We start from the raw sequence: 20,051 nt of genomic DNA, 5'->3' as shown, positions 1-20,051 counted from the left end.
TCTCTGATCCGTACGTTCCCACTGGATCCGATCGCCGGGCGGAGGAGAGCGGTATGCACGCAGACCACCAGGAGAAGGACGGGCCCGGCCCGGGCGCCTTGTCCGGGATCGTCGTCGCCGACTTCGGCCGGGTGCTGGCGGGGCCGTACATGACGATGCTTCTCGCCGACCTCGGCGCCGACGTGATCAAGATCGAGCGGCCGGGGTCCGGGGACGACACGCGCGCGTGGGGGCCTCCTTTCGCCAACGACGAGGCCACCTACTTCCTCGGGGTGAACCGGAACAAGCGCTCCGTCGCGCTCGACCTGACCGACCCGAAGGACCGGGAGACGGCACGGGCGATCGTCGACCGCGCCGATGTCCTGGTGGAGAACTTCCGCCCCGGCACGATGGAGAAGCTCGGTCTCGGGTACGAGCACGTGCGGGCCTCGAACCCCGGGCTCGTCTACTGCTCCGTGACCGGTTTCGGCGCCGCCGAGGGCGCTCGTCTGCCCGGCTACGACCTTCTCGTGCAGGCCATGGGCGGGCTGATGAGCATCACCGGCGAACCCGGCGGCCAGGGCACGAAGGCGGGGGTGGCGCTCGTCGACGTGATCACCGGACTCCACGCGGGCCTCGGAGTCCTCGCCGCCCTGCGCCACCGGGAACGTACCGGAGAGGGCCAGCGCGTCGAGGTCTCGCTGCTCACCTCGCTGCTGTCCGCGCTCACCAACCAGTCGGCCGCGTACCTCGGCGCGGGCGTCGTCCCACGAGCGATGGGCAACCGGCACCCCAGCATCGCCCCCTACGAGGTGTTCGAGGCGCTGGACCGGCCGCTCGTTCTCGCCGTGGGCAACGACCGCCAGTTCCGGACGCTCTGCGCGCGGCTGGGGCTGGCCGGTCTCGCCGACGACTCCCGGTTCGCCACCAACACCGCCCGCGTCGCCCACCGCGAGGAGCTGCTCCGGGCCCTGGCGGGTCCGCTCGCCGAGCGGACCGCCGACAGCTGGTTCGAGGAGCTGAACGCCGCCGGCGTGCCCTGCGGGCCGATCAACGATCTCGCCGCCGCCTTCGACCTCGCCGAGCGTCTCGGCCTCGAACCCCGCGTCCCCACCGAGGCGGCGGGCCCGGGCCAGGTCGTCAATCCGATCGCGCTCGGCGCGACCCCGCCCGCCTACCGCGCCGCTCCCCCGCGCCTGGGCGAGCACACCGAGGCCCTCCTCTCCGAGCTGGGACTTCACCCTCGCAAGCCATAGGAAGATGTACGGATCCGGCGCCGCGGGACCGCGCGCCGGTCAGGGAACCGAGGAAAGGTCACAGGCGATGAGCAGCGCGGTGCAGAAGCGGCGGCCGCCGACCGCCCAGCAGTTCGTCCTCGAGGAGCTGCGGCGCGCCATCACCACGGGCGAGCTGCGGCCCGGCGGACAGATCCGCCAGGACGCGCTCGCCGCCCGGCTCGACGTCAGCCGCGTGCCGCTGCGCGAGGCCCTGAAGACCCTGGAGGCCGAGGGTCTGGTCGTGCACCACATCCACCGGGGGTACTTCGTCGCCGAGTTGTCGCTCGCGGATCTGGAGGAGATCTACCGGATCCGGGAGCTGCTGGAGACGGAGGCGGTGCGGCTCGCCGTCGTCCGCGGCGAGGACGGACTGCTCGCCACGCTGGAGGGGATCCAGCGGGAGGTGGAACGGGCGGCCGACGCCGGGGACGTGACGGCGATGGCGGAGGCCAACCGCCGCTTCCACTTCACCCTGATCGAGGCGTCCGGGATGCCGCGCCTGGTCCGGCTCATCGGCACGCTGTGGGACGCCACGGACGCCTACCGCTCGCTGTACTACACGGAGGTCCCGAACCGGGAGGCGGCCGTGCGCGAGCACCGCGCCGTCATCTCGGCGGTGCGCCACGGCGACGAGAACGCGGCGGTGCGCGAGCTGAGCGATCACCGGGCGCATGCGGTCGCGGCCTTGCGGGACGTCCTGGACCTGGACTGAGACGGCGACCCCGGACGTCCTGGACCTGGACTGAGACGGCGACCTGGAGACGGGCGCCGCGCCGAAGCGGGGGCGCCCCCGAGTGCGAGCCCCGACCTGGAGTGACACCGACGTGCCGGATCGCACCGCGCGCGGCCACCGCGCGGAAATCGGGATGCCCGCGCCGTACCTCCCCCTCTAGCCTCGACGGCATGGACCATGGACGCCTGCTGAACATCGTCGACGTCGAGGCGACCTGCTGGGAGGGGAAGCGGCCGCCGGGAGCGGTGAGCGAGATCATCGAGATCGGTCTCACCGTCGTCGACCTGGACGCCGGCGAACGGATCGGCCGGCACCGCGTGCTCGTCAAGCCCGCACGCTCGACGGTCAGTTCGTTCTGCACCGAGCTGACCGGACTCACCCAGGCGGAGGTGGACACCGGTCTGGACTTCTCCGCCGCCTGTGGACTGCTCGCCGCCGAGCACGCCTCCGGGGCCCGCCCGTGGGCCAGTTGGGGCGACTACGACCGCAACCAGTTCACGCACCAGTGCCGGGTGACGGGGACGGAGTACCCCTTCGGGCACCGCCACACCAACGCCAAGGCCGTCTTCACCGAGGCCAACGGCCTGCCCAAACGCCCGGGAATGGCCCGGGCGTTGGAGATCGCGGGGATCCCGCTGGAGGGTCGGCACCACCGGGGCGAGGACGACGCGTGGAACATCGCCGCGCTCGTTCTGCGGTTGAACGAGCGCGGCTTCTGGCCCGCGTAAACCGTTCAGAAGGTTGACAGGGTCATCACACGCTCACCATTCTGAGAGCGCTCTCAGCTCCCTCATGACCCCCACCCCGAGGAGCCCTCCCATGCCTTCCCGCCATCGACGCAGGCTCGCGCTGCTCGTCCCGGTCACCGCCGCCGCCCTCGTCGGCACCGTCGTGACCGTCGCCGGCCCCTCCCCCACGGTCCAGGCGGCCGTCACCGGAAGCGCCGCCGCCCCGGCCGCCGTCCCCGCCACGATCCCACTCACGTTCACGAACAACTCGCGCCGCGCTGAGCAGGTGTACGTCTACAACCTCGGCACCGAACTCTCCACCGGCCGCCAGGGCTGGGCGGACGCGAACGGAACCTTCCACCCCTGGCCCGCCGGAGGTTCCGTCCCCGTCCCCGCGCCCGACGCATCCATCGCAGGCCCGGCGAGCGGCGGGTCCATGACGATCCGTATGCCGAAGTTCTCCGGACGGATCTACTTCAGCTACGGCCAGAAGCTGGTCTTCAAGCTCGCGACGGGCGGCCTCGTGCAGCCGGCCGTGCAGAACCCCAGCGATCCCAACCGGAACATCCTCTTCAACTGGTCCGAGTACACGCTCAACGACTCCGGCCTCTGGCTCAACAGCACCCAGGTCGACATGGTCTCGGCCCCGTACGCCGTCGGCGTCAAGCGGCCCGACGGGAGCGTCGCCACCACGGGCCGGCTCAAGCCCGGTGGCTACAAGGGCTTCTTCGACGCGCTCAGGGGTCAGCCCGGCGGCTGGGCGGGCCTCGTCCAGACCCGGAGCGACGGGACCGTGCTGCGGGCCCTCGCCCCCGGCCACGGCATCGAGGCGGGCGCGCTCCCGGCCGGTGTCATGGACGACTACATCAATCGCGTCTGGACCAAGTACGCCGGCTCGACGCTGACCGTGACGCCCTTCGCGAACCAGCCGTCGGTGAAGTACTACGGCCGGGTCTCCGGCGACGTCATGAACTTCACGAACAGCGCGGGCGCCGTCGTCACCTCCTTCCAGAAGCCCGACTCGGACAGCGTCTTCGGCTGTTACAAGCGGCTCGACGCCCCGAACGACCAGGTCCGGGGCCCCATCTCCCGTACCCTCTGCGCCGGATACAACCGGTCCACCCTGCTCACCAACCCCAACCAGCCGGACACGTCGTCCGCCGGCTTCTACCAGGACGGCGTGACGAACCACTACTCGCGCAAGATCCACGCGCAGATGACGGACGGCAAGGCGTACGGCTTCGCCTTCGACGACGTCGGCGCGCACGAGTCCCTGGTGCACGACGGCGACCCGCGACAGGCGTACGTGACGCTCGACCCGTTCGACTAGCACCCCGCCGTCCCGGGCTCCTGCTCCTCCTCCGGCTCCGCGTGAGGGATCATGGACGAAGGAGCGGAGAAGGGACGGAACCGACCATGCGGAACCGCAGTGTGGCCGACCTGATGACGCCGACCGCGGTGGCCGTGCAGCCGGGGACGTCGTTCAAGGAGATCGCGCGACTGCTCGACGAGTACGGCATCACGGCGGTGCCGGTGGTCGACGAGGACAACCGGCCGGTCGGCGTGGTGTCCGAGGCGGATCTGCTGCGCCGCCACACCGCCAAGGGCGGGCCGAGCACCGCGGGGGCCATGATGTCCAGCCCCGTGGTGGTGGCCCGCCCTTCCTGGACGGCGATCGAGGCGGCACGGCTCATGGAGCGGCACCGGGTGAAGCGGCTGCCCGTGGTGGACGCGGGCGGGCAGCTCATCGGGGTGCTGAGCCGGAGCGATCTGCTCCAGCTGTTCCTGCGGCGCGACCGCGCGATCCAGGAGGAGATCCTGGAGGACGTGGTCATGCGCATCCTGGGGATCTCCCCCGCCGCGCTCCACATCGACGTCGACGAGGGCCGGGTGACGCTCAGCGGCACGCTGGAGCGCAAGAGCATCGCGCCGGTGTTCGTCCGGCTCTGCGAGAGCGTCGACGGCGTGGTCGAGGTCGTGGACCGGCTGACCTACGAGGACGACGTGGATAGGGACGAGGGCGACAGCGACGCTCCGGCCGAGGCCGAGGCTCCGCCCCTTCCCTGACGGCGGAGCGGGCCCGTCGGCAGAGCGCCGACGGGCCCGGTCCGGCGGCGGTCCTGTCAGGAGACCGCCTCGGGCCAGCCGTATCCGGGACCGGTGTGCTGGGGTACGGTCCCCGCGCCCACCGCCTCCATCTCACGGTTGGCCTCTCGCATCAGCTGGCCTGCCAGGTCCTTCATGGCCCGGCTCGCGGCGAGCTCGTCGCCGATGGCCGGAACGTCCACGTCCGACGGGTTGCACCGCGCGCTGCCGTGGCCGGTGAGGGTCGACGTGCCAGTGTTCAGATGCGCCTCGGCCTTGGTCCTGCCGTCCTCTTCGACCAGTTCCAGGCCGACCGTCCACTCAAAGGTCCGTGTCATGGTCTGCCTCCTCGCACCGTCGGGACGCGTGAGACCGCCGTGCGTCCCTTCCTACTCCCAGGATCCATCGCCGCGCGCGCGGGCGCGCGGCGACGGGCGGTCGATCGCGTCAGTGCTTGACGCGGACGCGGTTCAGGGGCGCCGGGGAGATCGTCTTGTGGGCCCTGAGGTAGTCCACGAAGCTCTCGTGGTCGGCGCCGTTGCGGACGGGGGCGGTGTAGCCGGCGAAGGCGCTGTAGCCGTCGGCTCCGATGACGGTGTACGCGAGTGCGGCCACCCGGTAGGTGCGCGCGGGGTCCAGCGGCCTGCCGTTGATCAGCACGTCGCGGGGCGACACGCGGTCGCCGGCCGGGCGCGCCGGGTCGTACGCGTACGAGACGTTGCGGGACACCGCGAGCGGGGCGGCCTTCACCGTCCCGTCGGCCTGCTTCTGCCACTGCTGCTCGAGGATCGCCTCCAGCTGACGCCCTTTCACTCCGACGGTGAGGACCGGATTGCCGTAGCCGTAGACGCTCCACGACTCGCCGAACAGGACACGGCCGTCCGCGTCGCCGGGGAGGCTTCCCCTGGCGTACGGCAGGTCGCCGCGGACGGCGTTGCTGCCCTTGGCGGGGCGTGCGGCGATCAGGGCGAGATCGGCCTGCCCCTCGCGGGTGCGGTTGGCGTTCCAGAACTGCACGTCGGCGTACAGGTCGGCCGCCGTGCTCTCGCCCGCGGCGTTCGGTGTGCGGGTGAAGGAGCCGGTCTGCTTGGCGAGCGGTTCGGCGGAGCGCCGGGCGCCGCGTGCGGACCAGTAGTCGGCGATCTTCTGCACCTCGCGGTCGGGCGCCACGTCGCGCGTCACCGCGTGGTTGACGGACCGGGTGCGGTTCCTCAGCACCTCGCCCGTCCTCGGGTCCAGGGACAGGTTGATCTCGCTGATCAGTGCGCCGTGGTTGCCGGTCTCCACGACCGGGCGCGGCACGCCGGACGGGTCGGGCACCATGCAGTTGAAGCGGGAGTGCCAGTCTCCGGTGACGACCGCGTCGATCTCGGGTGTGACCCTCTTCGCCAGCTCGATCACCGGCCCGTAGGCGGAGTCGCACTCGTTGTAGCCGGAGGTCGTGGCGGACTTCGGTGAACCGCCCTCGTGCACGTTGAGGACGATGGCCTCGACCCCGCGTCGCTTGAGCTCCTTGGTGTAGCGCTCGATGGTCTGCGCCTGGTCGAGTGCGCGCAGTCGCGGCTGGTAGGACGTCGAGCCGGTGACGGTCGCCTCCACCGTGGTGGTGATGAAGCCGACCGGGACACGCTTCCCGCCGGGGGCGCCGAACCACTCGATGCGGTACGGATCCACGATCGGGCGACCGGTCTGCGAGGAGACGATGTTTGCGGACTGGAAGTCGAAGTCGGCCCCGTGGAAGCGGCGTCCGGTGGAGTCCGTGAAGCAGCTGTCCACGTCGACCTTGCCGAAGCACCGGCCCTCTTCGATGTGCTCGACGAGGAAGTCCGGGGACACGTCCAGTTCGTGGTTGCCCACCGCCGAGAAGCGCAGGCCCAGCTTGTTGAGGACCTCGATCGTCGGCTCGTCGTGGAAGGCGTCCACTTCGAAGGGCCAGCCGGCGAAGCTGTCACCGGTGGCGAAGAAGACGGAGTTGGCGTGGCCCGACCGCAACCGCTTGAGGTGGGTCGCGAGATAGGCGGCGCCGCCGACGGTGACCGAGGTACCGCGGCCGGCCGGGATGATCCCGCCCTGGGCGGCGGTGGGCGGCTGGAGGTAGCCGTGGAAGTCGGTGATGCTGAGGAGTTGGACATCGACAGTGTCGTCTGCGGCGGCCGGTGAGACGGACAGCGCGCCGCCGAGGAGGGCGGTGCCCGCGGCGATGACGCCGATCCGGCGAAGGACGTTTCTCAAGGCGATGACTCCTTCGGAGTGGGACGAGCAAACTCATCTCAGCTCCGTCCGATGTCATGGCCATGAACGTCGTACTGCGCTCCAAGGCATGGGGAATGACCGCTTCAGCGACCCACGGCCAGGTGTGCGGACAACCGGAACGCAGGTTGGCCGGAGGCCCAACTGCCGTGGTCTCAGGCCCGAAATCGGGTCTTGTCGACGATCGGCGGTTCGTCCGCGCGCGGTGGCGGCAGGGGCGAGAGAGCCGACTCCAGGTCGTCGAGAGCGCGCCGGGCCGCGGCGATCCGGTCCCGCAGGCGTGCCCCGTCGGCGTCCTCGTCGACCGCCTTGGCGTCTTCGCGCACCGCCTGGGCGGCTTCGTCCTTCTCCGTCTCCGCCTTCTCGATCTCACGGGCCTCCTCCAGTGAGTTGATGACGACCCCGATCAGGACGTTCACGAGGACGAAGGAGGCGATGAGGACGTACGAGACGTAGTACAGGAAGCTCCAACGCGAGATCTCCAGACCCGCGTGGACCGCGTCGCCGAGGCCGTCGAGCGTCATCAGCAGGAAGAGGGTGAGTACGGCCCGGCCGATGGATCCGAAGTGCTGGGGGTCGTGGCCTGCGAAGAAGACCCAGCCCACCATCGCGTACACGTAGAGCAGCAGCGCTCCGACCAGCAGGAAGCTGACCGTGCCGGGCAGGCTGCGGCCGACGGCGACCAGGACGATCCGCAGCTGGGGCAGGAATCGGGCCGCGCGCAGCACGCGGGCGAGCCGGAGCAGGCGCAGGACCGTGGAGTTCTCGCGCGCGGCGGGGACGAAGGCGGTCAGGACCACGACGAGGTCGAAGACGTTCCACGGGTCACGGAAGAAGTCCAGCGGGCGGACGGCGTGGACGCCGACGCGCAGGAGCATCTCCGTCGTGAAGGCCGCCAGGAAGAGGTGCTCGACCAGTTGCAGTTCGACGTGGTAGCGGGCGGTGGCACCGGCGTACGTCTCCACTCCGAGCACCGCGGCGTTGCCGAGGATGAGGAGGAAGACCGCGGTGGCGAACCAGCGGGCCTCGGTGATCTCACGACACCGTTCCGCCACCCGGACCCGGTGGCTGCGGCCCGCCACGGCGGACTGATCGGACATTCCGACGCTCCTCGATTCGTTGAACCATGCTCATGAGTTCCAACGGCGAGGAGACGCAACGGTTCTGGGTGCGCGGGCGGTGTCCCGAGGATCAGGTCAGGGGGCGGTGAAGAGTCGGGGGAAGCGGGGGCCGAGCCAGGGCTTGCGCCCCCAGCTGAGCGCCCGCCCGGTGGCGATGACGCCCCAGGGGTCGGTCCGTCCGAGGCCGAGCAGCAGGAAGGCGACCGGCTCGGTGAGGATCGTGCAGTCCGGCCGTGCCGGCGGCTCGGCCGTGGCCCGCACCGCGTTGTCGGCGACGGTCACTCCGAAGCGGGCCCCGCCCCACAGGCGTACGGCGAAGCGGGCGGTGAGGCCGTCCACGGCGGTGGGATCGACGACCCTCGGCATGGCGGTGATCATGAACGGGAGCGTCAGCTCGACCCGGGCCCGGTCGAGCATGTGGGGCCTGCCGAGGGCCAGCGCCAGGTCGTAGCCGTGTCCGAGCATGTGGGTGAGCAGGTACGAGCCGAGCACGGCGGGCCCCATCGGGCCCAGAGGCGTGTCGAGCACCTCCTCGGGGGCGCGTTCCTCGATCGCCGTGAGAAAGGCGTCCGCCTGTTCGGCGATCATCTCGGCGAGGGGCCCGGCCGTCCGCTCGTCGAAGGCGGCGAGGGCCACTTCGTTGGCCGCGGCCAGGCTCTGCGGGGTTCCGTCGCCGTGGGCGCGCGTGTGCCCCGCGGCGATCGCCGCCATCAGTTCGTTGGCCTGTGCCAGGTGGGCGGCGGCCTCCCCGACGGTCCAGGTGGACCGGGGCACGGGCCGCCCGGTGTCGGCGGCCTCGCGCAGCACGTCGGCGATGTCCGCGGCTGTTCCGCGTATCGCCTCGGCGAGCCCCTCGGGCAGCACGCTCCGCGACCCACCGTCCGGCACTGTCACCATGATCGTCTTCCCCTCGGCTCAGGACTCCTTCGGCCGCTTGGCGCGCCGTTCGGCGACAAGGTACGCGATGCCCGGGAGCATGAGCAGGGCGGTGCCCCACAACGGCAGAGCGAGCAGCGTCCCGTCCCCGGCCAGCTGGTCCGTGAGGAAGAGGACCGGAAGTCCGACGACGAGCCCCACGATCCAGCCCTTGCGGAAGCCGAGGGAGCCTCGGCGCAGTTCCAGGAGGACGGTGACGACGCCGATGCTCAGCCAGAAGGCCAGCCGCCCCGCGCTGACGTCCACGACAGTCGTCCAGTTGACGAGGTGGGAGTACACCAGCAGCGTGCCGACGACGAACGGAATCAGCGCCGCCATCCTCAGCACGCGCCGGTGCAGCGGCATCCGTGCCCTGGCCCAGGACGCGGCGAAGGCCTTGACGTCCCGGCCGACGACGTCCTGCGGGGTGCGGCCGGCCGCCGCGGCGTCCTCCAGGTGGGCGGTGAGTTCGGCGAGCATCTCGCGGACGGAGGCGTCGTCGATGCCCCGGTACTCCCAGTTGCTGCGGCAGACCGCGAGCACGCGCTCGTTCGTCATGGTGTCGTTCCCCCGGTGGGTCGTTCGGTCTCGGTCGTCACGGTCGGCTGCGGGTCGTCCCGGTCGGTGACTGCGTCCCGGTCCACGGCTGCGTCCCGGTCGGCGGGGTGCGTCCCGGTCGGCGGCTGTGTCCCCACCGCCTCGGCCGTCCCCGTCGCGCCTGCCGTCCCGGTGACAATGCGGTCGGCCTGTGTGGCGAACTCCCTCCACACCGCCCTCCCGTGGTCCAGTTCGGCCTGGCCCGCCCCGGACAGCCGGTAGTACTTGCGCGGCGCCCCGCCGCTGGACGACGGGGCGCGGTACGACTCGACGAGCCCCGCTCGCTCCATCCTGGCCAGCAGCGGATAGATGCTGCCCTCGCTCACGAGCTCGAGCCCGCTCTCGGTCAACGCCTCCACGAACTCATAGCCGTAACGGGGTCGTTCGCCGATGAGGGAGAGCAGGCACAGATCGAGCACACCGCGCAGAAGCTGGCTGCGCCGTTGGTCACCGGCCGTCGGCAGCTCCTTTGTCATGCGGTGCATGATAGTCATGGACTACCTTGCGCCACAAGATACTCCGGCCGGACTCAGTACTCCGTGGTGCTGAGCACCACGATCGCCCACAGGACCACGGCGACCGGCACCACGACGGCCACCGCCCCCAGGGCGGTTCCCGCCCACGCGCGGCGCCGGGCGGCGACGGCGACCCCGCCCCTGACGCGCAGCACATTGATACCGGCGACGATCGCGCAGATGCCGATGGGGATGATCAGGTACAGCGGGAAGTACCGGACCATCGGCGGGACGGCCTCGGGCAGCCAGGGGAAGCCGCCCATGGCCACGGCACCGAGACCCAGGAGCAGCGAACCGACACCGGTCACCTGCGCCGCGGGCATCGCATCGGACTCCGACGCGTCGTCGGCCAGGTGGTCGCGTACGCCGTCGGCGACGTGTCGATCAGAACTCATGGCACGGAGCCTATGCACCCTGAATCCACGTCACCTCGGGTCGGCTACTCAGATCGAGCTGAGTACAACGCTCGGATCGTGTCAAACGCCTCGTCGCCGAGGGCCGGTTCACCCACGAAGGCGGGTCGGCACTGGCGGCCGCGCTGTGGCCGCTGGGCGAGATCGCCGCCCGTCACGAACGGCTCGCCGCCTTCGCCGCCTCCTGCCTCGACCGGCTGGACGGCGCCGTCGAGTCGTCCGAGGCCGAGCGGCTGACCATGGCCGTGGAGCCGGCCGCCGAGTTCGCGGGCGCCATGCGCCCCGATCCGCTCCTGCCTCCCGAGCTCCTCCCCCGGCCATGGCCCGGCAGCCGTGCCCGCGACCTGACCGCCTCGTGCTGGACCGCCCTGCTCGACGCCCGCCCCACGCCCACACCCCACGGGGCCCGCGGCGCCCGCCGTCCGCTGCCGCGCCTCTTCGAGCTCTACGGCGACGCGTTCCGCGCATGAGGGGCCGTCAGGCATCCACCGGGGACGGCCCTCCGACTCCACGGGTGTTCGAACACCGCTAGGGTTTCCGCCAGTCATACGGCAGACAGTTGAGCACCACGGGAGTCGGGAACGTGCAGACGGGTACGGGGACGAGTTCGGAGACGTTCCAGCCGCTCGGGGACGACGATCCGCGCACGGTCGGGGCCTACCGGCTCGTCGCGCGGCTCGGAGCCGGCGGCATGGGGCGCGTCTACCTCTCGTACACGCCCGGCGGGAGACCCGTCGCCGTGAAGGTCATCCGCCCGGAGCTGGCCGACGACCCCGACTTCCGCGAGCGGTTCCGCCAGGAGGTCACCAACGCCCGTCGCGTACAGGGTGTGTGCACCGCGCCGGTCCTCGACAGCGACACGGAGGGCCCCACGCCCTGGCTCGCCACCGCCTACGTTCCCGGGCCCTCCCTCGCCGATGCCGTCAAGCGGCACGGTCCGCTGCCCATGTCCACGGTGCTGCTGCTGACGGCGGGGGTCGCGGAGGCGCTCCAGGACATCCATCGGGCCGGGATCGTGCACCGCGACCTCAAGCCGTCGAACGTGCTGCTCGCCCTCGACGGGCCCCGGGTCATCGACTTCGGTGTGGCGCGTGCGGCGGACGCCACCGCCCTGACCCACAGCGGGTCCGCCATCGGGACGCCCGCCTTCATGGCACCCGAGCAGGCGCTCGGCGGGGAGATCACCGGGGCGGCCGACGTGTTCGCGCTCGGCCAGATAGCGGCGTTCGCCGCGACCGGCGCAGGCGCATTCGGTGACGGACCCTCGCACGGGATCCTGTACCGCATCGTGCACGAGCAGCCGCAGCTCGGTGACCTCCCGGACGAGATAACCGAGTTGGTAGCCGGCTGTCTGCGCAAGGTGGCCTCCGAGCGGCTCACCCCGGACGATGTCATCCGGCTGTGTGCCGCAGCCGACCCGGACGGCGGCCTGCGTCGCTCCGAGAGCTGGCTTCCGGCGTCGGTGGCCGGGCAGCTCGCCCAGCACGCCGTGCACGAGCCTCGGCCGGAGCCCGAGCGGTCGGAGCGGTCAGGGTCGGAGCCATCGCAGTCGGAGCCGTCACGGTCGGAGCCATCGCAGTCGGAGCAGGCCCCGTCGGCGCCCGCGCCGGACGAGACGATGGCCCTGCGCCTCCCCCGCCAAGGCGCGGCCCACGTCCCGAGCAGCCGGACGTCCGGCGCCTTCGGTCCGCCCTCCTCCGGTGTACCGGTGCCCGCCCCCGCCGCGGGCCTCCCCGCCGGTGCTTTCGGCGGACCGGCCTCCGTCGGCGTCTCGCCGTACTCCGCGCCGACGGGTCCCGGCGGACTGGGCCCCGAGCCCCGGCGTGCCAAGCGACGGGGACTGGTCACGGCCGGGGCCGTCGTCCTGACCGCCGCCACGGTCACCGGGACGCTGTTCCTGTCCGGCGTCCTGCGCCCGGGCGAGCGCGCCGATGAGACGAAGGATCAGGTGGGGCAGGCGCCGAGCCCGACGGCCGAGCGGTACCCGACCGGTACCGGTGGGCCGTCGGCGCCGCCGTCGAAGAGCCCGGAGGCGTCCCCTTCCGCGTCCGCCACCCGCACCACTCCGCCCTCTTCGGTCGAACCGACGGCGTCCCGTCCGCCGACCGCCTCCACCAAGCCGTCGGCCACCACCGCCCCGCAGCCGCCCGCCACCACGTACGGCGGCATCCGCATGAGGACGAAGCAGGACCTGTTCCTGGCCGATCGTCCCGTACGGGCCAAGGCGGACGCGGGCACCATCGACGAGGACCTCACCTACGCCGTGTACTCCTCCGGCGCCGTGGTGGCCCCCGGCTCCACCAGTCGCAGCCAACTGACCCGGCTCGCGCCCCGCGCCGCGGGGACGCTGCAGTCGTGTCTCGCGCAGACCGGCAGCGAGAAGTACGTATGGGTCAGGGACCTCGCCGTCGGCGACCGGCTCTGCCTGATCAGCGGCACCGGCCACGTCGGTCTCGTCACCTTCCGGGGCACCGCGCCGTCGCCCGGCACGACGGACTACATCACCGTGGACGTCAAGGTCTGGCGCGACGCGGTGAATCCGGTGGGCGGCTGACCGTCGGCGCCCCGCCGGCCCGCGCCCTCACGCGATGCCCAGTCGGCCCACCAGGCCGCCGTGGACGAGCGCCGTCCCGTCCGCGGGCCGGACCGCGGTCCAGGAGGCCCCGACGGCGAGCACCGTGGCCGCGCTCGCGACGCCGAGGACCGCGCCCGCGGCCACATCCCCGGGATAGTGCACTCCGGTGTGCACGCGGGAGTAGCCGACGGCGCTCGCGAGCACTCCGAGCGGCACCGCGGCCACGGGCAGCACGACGCCGACGGCGGTCGCGAACGCGACGGCCGAGGCGGTGTGCCCGGAGGGGAACGAGGCGGACGCCGGCATGGGGACGTGCCGGCCGACGGCCACCCGGGCCGCCTCCCGGTCGGGACGCCTGCGGCGGACCACACGCTTGCCGACCAGATTGGCGACGGTCGAGGCCACGGCGATCGCCCCGACCCCCGCGAGCGCGGCTCGTCGCGGGCGACCGGGGACGACGGCGAGCGCGGCGGCGACCGTGAGAGAGATCTTGGAGTGGTCGGCCGCCGTGGACAGCCGCCGCAGCCCCGTGTCGAGCGTGGGGGTGGGGGTCGCGGCCACCGCCGCGTACACGGCGCCGTCGACGACGCGCAGGTCGTGGAGCGCGGCGGCGACGCTCCGCCGCAGAGCCCGGAGCCCGCCCCGCCCGTCCGCCCCCGTGGCGGAACCGTTCGTGTCCACCTCGCGCGCGGGCCTCACCGTGCACGCCCCAGGGCGAGCGCGGTGACCCATCGCCAGTTCAGGGGCGACCTCGGTGCCACGGTCCCGGGCCGGTGGCGCGGGACGAGGACGCGCAGGGCACGCGGACGGACGGTGCAGACGACCGGCGTGGGCAGGGTCAGCGCCTCACCGTCCACCGCGACGGGAACGGTGTCGGTGCCTGCCGTGACCTCCACCCGGCGCGCGGTCAGGAGGTTGAGCCCTTGCGAGCGACGTCCCCGCACGGCGAGGTCGGCCGCGTGGGCCACGCCCTCCACACGGAGGCCGATCACACCCAGCTTTCCGCGGTCGAGCCGCGTCCGGAGACCCGAGGCCATCAAGTCCGGTGCGGCGTAAGGGTTGTTCGTGACCAGGATCGCCTGTTGTTCGGCGAGCTGCTTCTCACCGGCGGTCGCGTCGAGGCGCCGGCTGCTCTCCTGGAGCAGATCGGGGAGGAGATTGAGGATGGTCTCCGCCTTCGCATCGCGGTACTCGGGACGCTGCACGATGTCCGCGTACACCCCGAACGACACCGTGTTGACGAAGGGCCGCCCGCTGACGAGGCCCAGATCGATCCGGAGTTCCTCACCGTCGGTCAAGGCGTCCAGACACCGGGACGGGTCCGTACGGTCGAGGCCGAGGTCCATGGCGAAGTGGTTGCGCGTACCGGCGGAGATCACGAGGAAGGGCAGATCGTGCTCGGCCGCGACCCCGGCGACCAGCGCCTGGGTGCCGTCGCCGCCCGCCACCCCGAGCAGATCCGCACCGCCGGCGACGGCCTCCCGGGCCAGCGCCACCACATCGGTCCCGCCTTCGGTGTCGAGCAGATGCACCGTGGCGCCCATCTGCTGAGCGCGCTCCACGAGTCCGAAGCGTCCGACCTTGCCGCCGCCGGACTTCGGGTTCATGATCAGGACGGGTCTGCGCGGCAGCGGCCGAGACTTGCCGCGCATCACGTAGGACTTGCCGGTGGCGCGCATCGCGGCCCGCGCACAGATCAGGGCCAGGCCGTACAGGGCGAGCGCGATCAACGCGTTGCCCCAGACACCCTTCTGGACGTAGTGGATCAGCACGCCCACGGGTGCCGCGACCGCCAGCAGCGCGCCGAGCAGCCGGAGCGGTCCCCGGCCGGCCACCAGCCACCACAGCCCCACGGCGGTGAGGACGAAGCCGCCGAGCCCGGTCAGCAGGACTATCGGCCCAGCCTGACCCAGCGCCAGGAACAGCACGACGACCGCCGCCGTGAGCGCCAGCAGCGCACAGCGTGCCAGGAGCCGGGCCGCACCCCTATGCCGTCCGGAACCACGCACCGGTACCACCTCCTGTTTCAGCCTCCCCCACTCGGCCCTGTCCGGCTCTCCGGACGGCGCCGTTAGGGAGACGCTATCCCGCGCCGACGCCCAAGTCCCATCCCCGTCAGCTCCATGGGCACGACAGGAACGCCTGGACGAGGGGGCCTGGGGGAAGGCCGGAGGTGATCCGGGAGGGGTGGTGGACGATCAGCCGGCTCGGATGGCGGAGAGTCCGGGCAGGTGATGGCCCCCGGCGGCACGTCCCGCGCCGGCGGCGGCGCCTTCGGTGTCACTGGCGGGTCGTCAATCGGGCGACCGCTCCAGCTTGCTCCTCGTCCGGTCGGCGACACGGTGCGCGTCCCGTGCCGCGCGGCCGGCCTCCTTCGCGGCCTTCTCGGCCTCGGCCGCCGCATCCTGTGCGGCGCGTTTCGCCTGCTTGGCCTCCTTCAGCTGCCGCTCCAGCTCGGTGACGCTCTCGTCCGCCGCGGCAGCCTCGGCCTGCGCGGAGCTTCGCGCCTCCTCGGCCGCGTGGAGTGCTTCGTCGCGGGCGCGGGCCTCCGCGCCGGCCGCCTCGGCCTCTGTACGATCCCGCTCGCGGCGCTCCGCCTCCGCCTTGCTCGCACGCTTCGCCGCGGGCTTCGGGGACTCGGCGCCTTTCGAGGGCTTGGCGGGCTTCGACCGGGGTACGGCGGCCTCCGGAACCACCTCGCCGAAGCCGACCGGCACCTCGGGTGCCTTGACGAGCCTGCCCGTCGCCCACTGCTCGGCGATGTCGGAGCTGGCGAGGACGGCGTGGAAGATCTGTTCGACGTCGTGGAGGACCGTGTCGCTCACCGGCTGTCCGGCGTCCCGCGCCGGCCCGGCCGCCTCGCGGGCGAGCGCGGCGACCACCTTGTGCCGCTGCCCGCTCGCTTCCCGCAGCTTCAGCGGGTCGAGCGTGCGGTGGGCCTCCCGGAGGGTCTCACCGAGCGCGAGCAGACGATCGACGTCCGACCGCCGTTCCCGTACGAAGAGATTCGACACCCACGCCGCCGTCGTCGGGCGACGCAGCCCCGAGACCGCCTTCACGGCGTCCGCGTCCCCCGCCTTGCGGGCATCGGCGACGTACGCGTCGCGGGCTGCGGTGAACTCCTCGGGCCGCAGCCCGTACAACTCCTCGATGACCCGCTCGACGTCCACGCCCCCACTATCCGCCGGTCGGCGCCGATTACGGCGCAGGACGTGCCCGCCCGGTCCAGCCCGCCGCGCCGACACAGGCTTCGTTGCCCTCGGGGTCTGCCAGCACCCAGTGCGACGGGGCATGGGCGTCGGTCACCAGTCGGCCGCCGGCGGCGATCGCCGCGGCAATCCGCTTCTCGGCGAGGTCGTACGGCACCCAGACGTCGACGTGAACCCGGTTGCGCTGCGGGCGGGGCTCGTCCATCTGCTGGAAGTAGAACGGCGCCCCGCGGCGCCGCGGGTCGATGAGGTCCTCAGGGCTGTTCGCCCGGTCCTCGTATCCGAGCAGGGCCCGCCAGAACGCCACGACCTCCGGTCCGGCGAGGGCGTCGACAGTGACCTGTACGGTCTGCACGGCGGAAGGGTCGGCGGGTATGCGCAGGGTCCGAGCCATCTCGGAGATCCGCCGTGCCAGCTCGGCATCGTCCTCGGTCAGCCCGTAGTAGTCGCCCGCGATCGTGATCAGTCGCACCGTCACGCCCTGGAACCTCAGGTCGACATCGGGGCGTCCGTCCCCGACACCCGGCAGCTCGCTGATCGCTCTTACGAGCTCCGCACCTGCCGCGAGCGATCCGGTACGGAAGTACGCGCAGGCCCCCTCGCCCAGCACGCGCCAGTCCTCCAGGCCCGCAGTCTCATGGAACTGCTGCGGCCTGATCCGCTCGGTCTTGCCCTCTCCGTCAGTCATGCGCCCAACCTAGCGCGCGGCACCGACAACGCCCTTCGTCCGCCCGGCACTTCAGGTGCCGGCAGCGCCCAGGGGCGCGGGCTTCGGGGGTTTCGCGCCCCGGAGTCGTCAGTCGGTGAGGGCCAGGCGCACGGCGAAGGCCGCGATGACCGTGCCCGTCACCCGGTCGAGGATCCTGCGGGCGCGCGGCTTGCGCAGCCAGGTGCCGAGGGCGGACGCGGAGGCGATCAGCACGGTCGACCAGATCATGCCGAGCGTGACGTGCACGGCCGTCAGCAGCACCCCCATGGTGAAGTGGGGGGCGCCTTCGGGGATGAACTGGGGCAGGACGGCGACGTAGAAGACGCCCACCTTGGGGTTGAGAAGGTTGGTCACGGTCCCCTGACGCCAGCCGCCGGACAAGGTGTCGACCCCCGCCGGCTGCTGTTCCGTGTCGATCTCCGCGCGTCGGCCGCGGAAGGTGTCGACGATCATGCGGCCGGCCATCCACAGCAGGTACGCGGCGCCGGCCCAGCGGAGGATCTCGTAGGCGAGGTGGGAGGCGGTCAGAAGTGCGGTGACCCCGAGCGAGGTCAGCGTGCCCCAGATGAGGGTGCCTGTCTGGATGCCCAGGACGACCCCCCAGGCACGGGTGCGTCGGCCGAGGGCGGCGGTCCGCAGGATGAGGGCCGTGTCGAGGCCGGGGGTGAGTGTGAGGAGTCCGACGACCAGAGCGAAGGACCACAGCGCGGTGCTCATTGCCATGGACGGCCAGCATAGAGGCCGGAGGTGCGGCCCTCTGCGGCGCGGTGGCCTGTGCGTGCGCCCAGGCCCGTACGCCGGTGGCCCGTACCGGTCTCCCCCTCTCGTAAGCGCCCCTAGCGTGCGGCGAGCCGCTCCATCAGGGCGGCGCTGCGCGCCAGCACCTCGCGCTCCTCGCCGGTGAGCTCGAGCTCGATGGCCTGGGCGAGCCAGCCCGCCCGGCGTCCGCGCTCCGCTTCGAGAGCGGCCCGTCCCGCAGGAGAGAGCTCCACCAGGGACTTGCGGCCGTCCGTGGGGTGCGCCCGGCGGACGACGAGCCCCTGTTCCATGAGCAGCCCGACCGAGCGGGCCATGGACTGGGGCCGTACGCGCTGGTCCGCCGCGAGATCGCTGGTGGTCATGGCCCCGTCGCGATCGAGGGTGCCGAGCACGGAGGCGTGGCCGAGAGGGATCCGGTCCTCGTGCTTCACGCGCCGCGTGAGCTTGCCCATCGCGGTACGAAGTTCGGTGGCGACGGCGGCGGGTTCCGGGGTGGGCATAAGGCACTTTAACCGGTGATGACCAGCGAAGCTGTGCAGCTTACCTGCACAGCACAACTGAACAGCACAACTGAACAGCGAAACTGAACAGCATTGCTGTAGAGTCTGGGATGTCGCGGCACGCGCCATCGCTGTCGCAGCAGGGCCGCGGCGTGCGTCAACGCGAAGGACCTCCCATGGTTTCCACGGCAATCGAGTCCACCGTCATTCAGTCCGTCACCGCCCGCAGGGTCCTCGACAGCCGGGGCAACCCCACTGTCGAGGCCGATGTCCTCCTCACCGACGGATCCCTCGGCCGTGCCGCCGTCCCCTCCGGCGCCTCCACCGGCGCACGGGAAGCAGTGGAGCTGCGTGACGGCGACCCTGGGCGCTGGCACGGCAAGGGCGTCGACCGTGCGGTCGCCCACGTCAACGGCGACATCGCGTCAGCGGTCGTCGGGCGCGACGCCGGCGATCAGGCGGGGCTCGATGCCGCGCTCGTCGCGCTCGACGGCACGGCCGACAAGTCCCGGCTCGGCGCCAACGCGCTCCTCGGCGTCTCCCTCGCCGCCGCGAAGGCCGCCGCGGCGGCCCACCGCCGGCCGCTCTACCGCTACCTCGGCGGCGCCGACGCCCGCCTCCTCCCGCTGCCGATGATGAACATCGTCAACGGCGGCGCCCACGCCGACAACCCGCTGGACTTCCAGGAGTTCATGATCGCTCCGATCGGCGCGGAGACGTTCGCGGAAGCGGTCCGCATGGGCTCCGAGGTCTTCCATACGCTCCGTCGCGATCTGCTGTCCGCCGGGCACTCCACGGGCGTCGGCGACGAGGGCGGCTTCGCGCCCGCACTCCGCACCGCCGAGGAAGCGCTCGACTTCGTCATGACGGCCATCGAGCGCACCGGCTACCGGCCCGGCGCGGACATCGGCCTGGTCATGGACCCGGCCTCCTCGGAGTTCTTCCGGGACGGTACGTATGTCTACGCGGGCGAAGGCGTGCGCCGCACGCCCACCGAACACGCCGACTACCTGGCCAAGCTGATCGACGCGTACCCGATCGTCTCCATCGAGGACCCGATGGCCGAGGACGACCTGGACGGCTGGCGGGAGCTGACCGCCCGCGTCGGCGACCGCTGCCAGCTCACCGGCGACGACGTGTTCTGCACCAACGAGAACCTGCTGCGCGAGGGCATCCGCACCGGTGTCGGCAACTCGGTCCTGGTCAAGGTCAACCAGATCGGCACCCTGACCGAAGCCCTCGCCACGGTCGCCACCGCGCACCGCGCGGGCTGGACCGTCGTCATGTCGCACCGTTCCGGCGAGACGGAGGACACCACCATCGCGGACCTGGCGGTGGCGACGGGCTGCGGCCAGATCAAGACCGGCTCGCTCTCCCGGTCCGACCGCACGGCGAAGTACAACCAACTCATCAGGATCGAAGAGGAGCTGGGCGCATCCGCGCGCTACGCGGGAGCAGCGGTGCTCGACCGTTCCTGACCCGCGGCAACGCCCGCGTCAGGAACGGTCGACGACTGCCTCGTCGCGGGGGCGGGGGGGCCCGGCCGGGGCCCCCGCCCCGGGGGGGGGGGGGCGCGCCGCAGACCGCCCTGGGGGCCGACGGTGAGTCCGTAGCCCTCGTCGCCGAGACCGGTGAGAGCCGGATCGAGGGCGAGGACGACGGGGCCGTCGGGGCGCTCGGGCAGCG

Annotated in this window: 21 protein-coding genes; 8 read left to right on the top strand and 13 right to left on the bottom strand. The window is 72.0% G+C overall.

Translation table 11 applies throughout. The annotated features are described in order from the left end of the window. Nucleotides 1–53 precede the first annotated feature (53 nt). From ACFQ7Q_RS00105 to ACFQ7Q_RS00085, 5 genes are all read left to right on the top strand, one after another. A complete protein-coding gene (locus ACFQ7Q_RS00105; RefSeq protein WP_383547502.1) occupies nt 54–1,235 on the top strand; it encodes a CaiB/BaiF CoA transferase family protein in 1,182 nt (393 codons plus the stop codon). 67 nt (nt 1,236–1,302) lie between these two features. After that, nucleotides 1,303–1,968, top strand: a complete 666-nt coding sequence (locus ACFQ7Q_RS00100; RefSeq protein WP_383547499.1) for a GntR family transcriptional regulator — start codon at nt 1,303–1,305, stop codon at nt 1,966–1,968. A gap of 191 nt (nt 1,969–2,159) precedes the next feature. Continuing rightward, nucleotides 2,160–2,717: an exonuclease domain-containing protein gene (locus ACFQ7Q_RS00095; protein WP_383547496.1), complete on the top strand. Its 558-nt coding sequence runs from the start codon at nt 2,160–2,162 to the stop codon at nt 2,715–2,717. A gap of 91 nt (nt 2,718–2,808) precedes the next feature. Further along, nucleotides 2,809–4,047: a glycoside hydrolase family 64 protein gene (locus ACFQ7Q_RS00090; protein WP_383547493.1), complete on the top strand. Its 1,239-nt coding sequence runs from the start codon at nt 2,809–2,811 to the stop codon at nt 4,045–4,047. An 86-nt stretch (nt 4,048–4,133) separates the two neighbouring features. Then, nucleotides 4,134–4,784, top strand: coding sequence for a CBS domain-containing protein (locus tag ACFQ7Q_RS00085; RefSeq protein WP_383547490.1), 651 nt, complete (start codon nt 4,134–4,136; stop codon nt 4,782–4,784). 56 nt (nt 4,785–4,840) lie between these two features. On the opposite strand, the gene ACFQ7Q_RS00080 is transcribed toward ACFQ7Q_RS00085, so the two are convergent. The 7 genes from ACFQ7Q_RS00080 to ACFQ7Q_RS00050 form a co-directional block, all read right to left on the bottom strand. Further along, a complete protein-coding gene (locus ACFQ7Q_RS00080; protein ID WP_383547487.1) occupies nt 4,841–5,140 on the bottom strand; it encodes a DUF1876 domain-containing protein in 300 nt (99 codons plus the stop codon). A gap of 109 nt (nt 5,141–5,249) precedes the next feature. Then, nucleotides 5,250–7,034 (bottom strand): bifunctional metallophosphatase/5'-nucleotidase, encoded by a 1,785-nt coding sequence (locus ACFQ7Q_RS00075; RefSeq protein WP_383547484.1) that lies wholly within the window; start codon nt 7,032–7,034, stop codon nt 5,250–5,252. Between the two features lie 173 nt (nt 7,035–7,207). Continuing rightward, nucleotides 7,208–8,152, bottom strand: coding sequence for an ion transporter (locus tag ACFQ7Q_RS00070; RefSeq protein WP_383547481.1), 945 nt, complete (start codon nt 8,150–8,152; stop codon nt 7,208–7,210). Between the two features lie 96 nt (nt 8,153–8,248). Then, nucleotides 8,249–9,070, bottom strand: coding sequence for a maleylpyruvate isomerase family mycothiol-dependent enzyme (locus tag ACFQ7Q_RS00065; protein WP_383547479.1), 822 nt, complete (start codon nt 9,068–9,070; stop codon nt 8,249–8,251). A gap of 18 nt (nt 9,071–9,088) precedes the next feature. Next, nucleotides 9,089–9,646, bottom strand: coding sequence for a hypothetical protein (locus ACFQ7Q_RS00060; RefSeq protein WP_383547477.1), 558 nt, complete (start codon nt 9,644–9,646; stop codon nt 9,089–9,091). Then, nucleotides 9,643–10,161 carry a PadR family transcriptional regulator gene (locus ACFQ7Q_RS00055; protein ID WP_383547475.1) on the bottom strand — a complete coding sequence of 173 codons (519 nt, stop codon included), beginning with the start codon at nt 10,159–10,161 and terminating at the stop codon, nt 9,643–9,645. Before ACFQ7Q_RS00055 ends, ACFQ7Q_RS00060 begins: the two co-directional genes overlap by 4 nt. 53 nt (nt 10,162–10,214) lie before the next feature. Further along, a complete protein-coding gene (locus tag ACFQ7Q_RS00050; protein WP_383547472.1) occupies nt 10,215–10,595 on the bottom strand; it encodes a hypothetical protein in 381 nt (126 codons plus the stop codon). A 131-nt stretch (nt 10,596–10,726) separates the two neighbouring features. Between ACFQ7Q_RS00050 and ACFQ7Q_RS00045 the strand changes: the two genes are divergently transcribed. Both ACFQ7Q_RS00045 and ACFQ7Q_RS00040 read left to right on the top strand, forming a co-directional pair. Next, nucleotides 10,727–11,083, top strand: coding sequence for a PaaX family transcriptional regulator C-terminal domain-containing protein (locus ACFQ7Q_RS00045; protein ID WP_383548297.1), 357 nt, complete (start codon nt 10,727–10,729; stop codon nt 11,081–11,083). Nucleotides 11,084–11,172: 89 nt separating this feature from the next. Then, nucleotides 11,173–13,167: a protein kinase gene (locus tag ACFQ7Q_RS00040; protein ID WP_383547469.1), complete on the top strand. Its 1,995-nt coding sequence runs from the start codon at nt 11,173–11,175 to the stop codon at nt 13,165–13,167. Between the two features lie 27 nt (nt 13,168–13,194). Here ACFQ7Q_RS00040 and ACFQ7Q_RS00035 read toward each other — a convergent pair whose 3' ends face one another. From ACFQ7Q_RS00035 to ACFQ7Q_RS00010, 6 genes are all read right to left on the bottom strand, one after another. Next, complete coding sequence (locus ACFQ7Q_RS00035; protein WP_383547466.1) at nt 13,195–13,869, bottom strand: phosphatase PAP2 family protein; 675 nt, start codon at nt 13,867–13,869, stop codon at nt 13,195–13,197. 14 nt (nt 13,870–13,883) lie between these two features. Next, nucleotides 13,884–15,197, bottom strand: a complete 1,314-nt coding sequence (locus ACFQ7Q_RS00030) for a diacylglycerol/lipid kinase family protein (protein WP_383547463.1) — start codon at nt 15,195–15,197, stop codon at nt 13,884–13,886. A 285-nt stretch (nt 15,198–15,482) separates the two neighbouring features. After that, nucleotides 15,483–16,358: a hypothetical protein gene (locus ACFQ7Q_RS00025; RefSeq protein ID WP_383547460.1), complete on the bottom strand. Its 876-nt coding sequence runs from the start codon at nt 16,356–16,358 to the stop codon at nt 15,483–15,485. Nucleotides 16,359–16,386: 28 nt separating this feature from the next. Next, the gene (locus ACFQ7Q_RS00020; RefSeq protein WP_383547457.1) at nt 16,387–17,085 is read right to left on the bottom strand and encodes a VOC family protein; all 699 of its coding nucleotides are present in this window, start codon (nt 17,083–17,085) and stop codon (nt 16,387–16,389) included. A gap of 108 nt (nt 17,086–17,193) precedes the next feature. Further along, the gene (locus ACFQ7Q_RS00015) at nt 17,194–17,829 is read right to left on the bottom strand and encodes a LysE family translocator (protein ID WP_383547455.1); all 636 of its coding nucleotides are present in this window, start codon (nt 17,827–17,829) and stop codon (nt 17,194–17,196) included. Between the two features lie 113 nt (nt 17,830–17,942). Continuing rightward, nucleotides 17,943–18,365 carry a MarR family winged helix-turn-helix transcriptional regulator gene (locus ACFQ7Q_RS00010; protein WP_383547452.1) on the bottom strand — a complete coding sequence of 141 codons (423 nt, stop codon included), beginning with the start codon at nt 18,363–18,365 and terminating at the stop codon, nt 17,943–17,945. Between the two features lie 176 nt (nt 18,366–18,541). Between ACFQ7Q_RS00010 and eno the strand changes: the two genes are divergently transcribed. After that, nucleotides 18,542–19,843 (top strand): phosphopyruvate hydratase, encoded by a 1,302-nt coding sequence (gene eno, locus ACFQ7Q_RS00005; protein ID WP_383547448.1) that lies wholly within the window; start codon nt 18,542–18,544, stop codon nt 19,841–19,843. The last annotated feature ends 208 nt before the right edge of the window (nt 19,844–20,051 follow it).

The sequence above is a fragment of the Streptomyces sp. NPDC056527 genome (assembly GCF_042794475.1).
GTDB lineage: Bacteria > Actinomycetota > Actinomycetes > Streptomycetales > Streptomycetaceae > Streptomyces.
This window is presented reverse-complemented; position numbering and strand designations above follow the sequence as displayed.

Excerpts from the sequence above, each read along its gene's own strand:
- ACFQ7Q_RS00095 (WP_383547496.1), top strand. The coding sequence starts at position 2,160 with ATGGACCATGGACGCCTGCTGAACATCGTCGACGTCGAGGCGACCTGC.
- ACFQ7Q_RS00090 (WP_383547493.1), top strand. The coding sequence starts at position 2,809 with ATGCCTTCCCGCCATCGACGCAGGCTCGCGCTGCTCGTCCCGGTCACC.
- ACFQ7Q_RS00015 (WP_383547455.1), bottom strand. The coding sequence starts at position 17,829 with ATGGCAATGAGCACCGCGCTGTGGTCCTTCGCTCTGGTCGTCGGACTC.
- ACFQ7Q_RS00065 (WP_383547479.1), bottom strand. The coding sequence starts at position 9,070 with ATGGTGACAGTGCCGGACGGTGGGTCGCGGAGCGTGCTGCCCGAGGGG.
- ACFQ7Q_RS00050 (WP_383547472.1), bottom strand. The coding sequence starts at position 10,595 with ATGAGTTCTGATCGACACGTCGCCGACGGCGTACGCGACCACCTGGCC.
- ACFQ7Q_RS00100 (WP_383547499.1), top strand. The coding sequence starts at position 1,303 with ATGAGCAGCGCGGTGCAGAAGCGGCGGCCGCCGACCGCCCAGCAGTTC.
- ACFQ7Q_RS00055 (WP_383547475.1), bottom strand. The coding sequence starts at position 10,161 with ATGACAAAGGAGCTGCCGACGGCCGGTGACCAACGGCGCAGCCAGCTT.
- ACFQ7Q_RS00105 (WP_383547502.1), top strand. The coding sequence starts at position 54 with ATGCACGCAGACCACCAGGAGAAGGACGGGCCCGGCCCGGGCGCCTTG.
- ACFQ7Q_RS00010 (WP_383547452.1), bottom strand. The coding sequence starts at position 18,365 with ATGCCCACCCCGGAACCCGCCGCCGTCGCCACCGAACTTCGTACCGCG.
- ACFQ7Q_RS00070 (WP_383547481.1), bottom strand. The coding sequence starts at position 8,152 with ATGTCCGATCAGTCCGCCGTGGCGGGCCGCAGCCACCGGGTCCGGGTG.
- ACFQ7Q_RS00080 (WP_383547487.1), bottom strand. The coding sequence starts at position 5,140 with ATGACACGGACCTTTGAGTGGACGGTCGGCCTGGAACTGGTCGAAGAG.
- ACFQ7Q_RS00060 (WP_383547477.1), bottom strand. The coding sequence starts at position 9,646 with ATGACGAACGAGCGCGTGCTCGCGGTCTGCCGCAGCAACTGGGAGTAC.
- ACFQ7Q_RS00085 (WP_383547490.1), top strand. The coding sequence starts at position 4,134 with ATGCGGAACCGCAGTGTGGCCGACCTGATGACGCCGACCGCGGTGGCC.
- eno (WP_383547448.1), top strand. The coding sequence starts at position 18,542 with ATGGTTTCCACGGCAATCGAGTCCACCGTCATTCAGTCCGTCACCGCC.
- ACFQ7Q_RS00020 (WP_383547457.1), bottom strand. The coding sequence starts at position 17,085 with ATGACTGACGGAGAGGGCAAGACCGAGCGGATCAGGCCGCAGCAGTTC.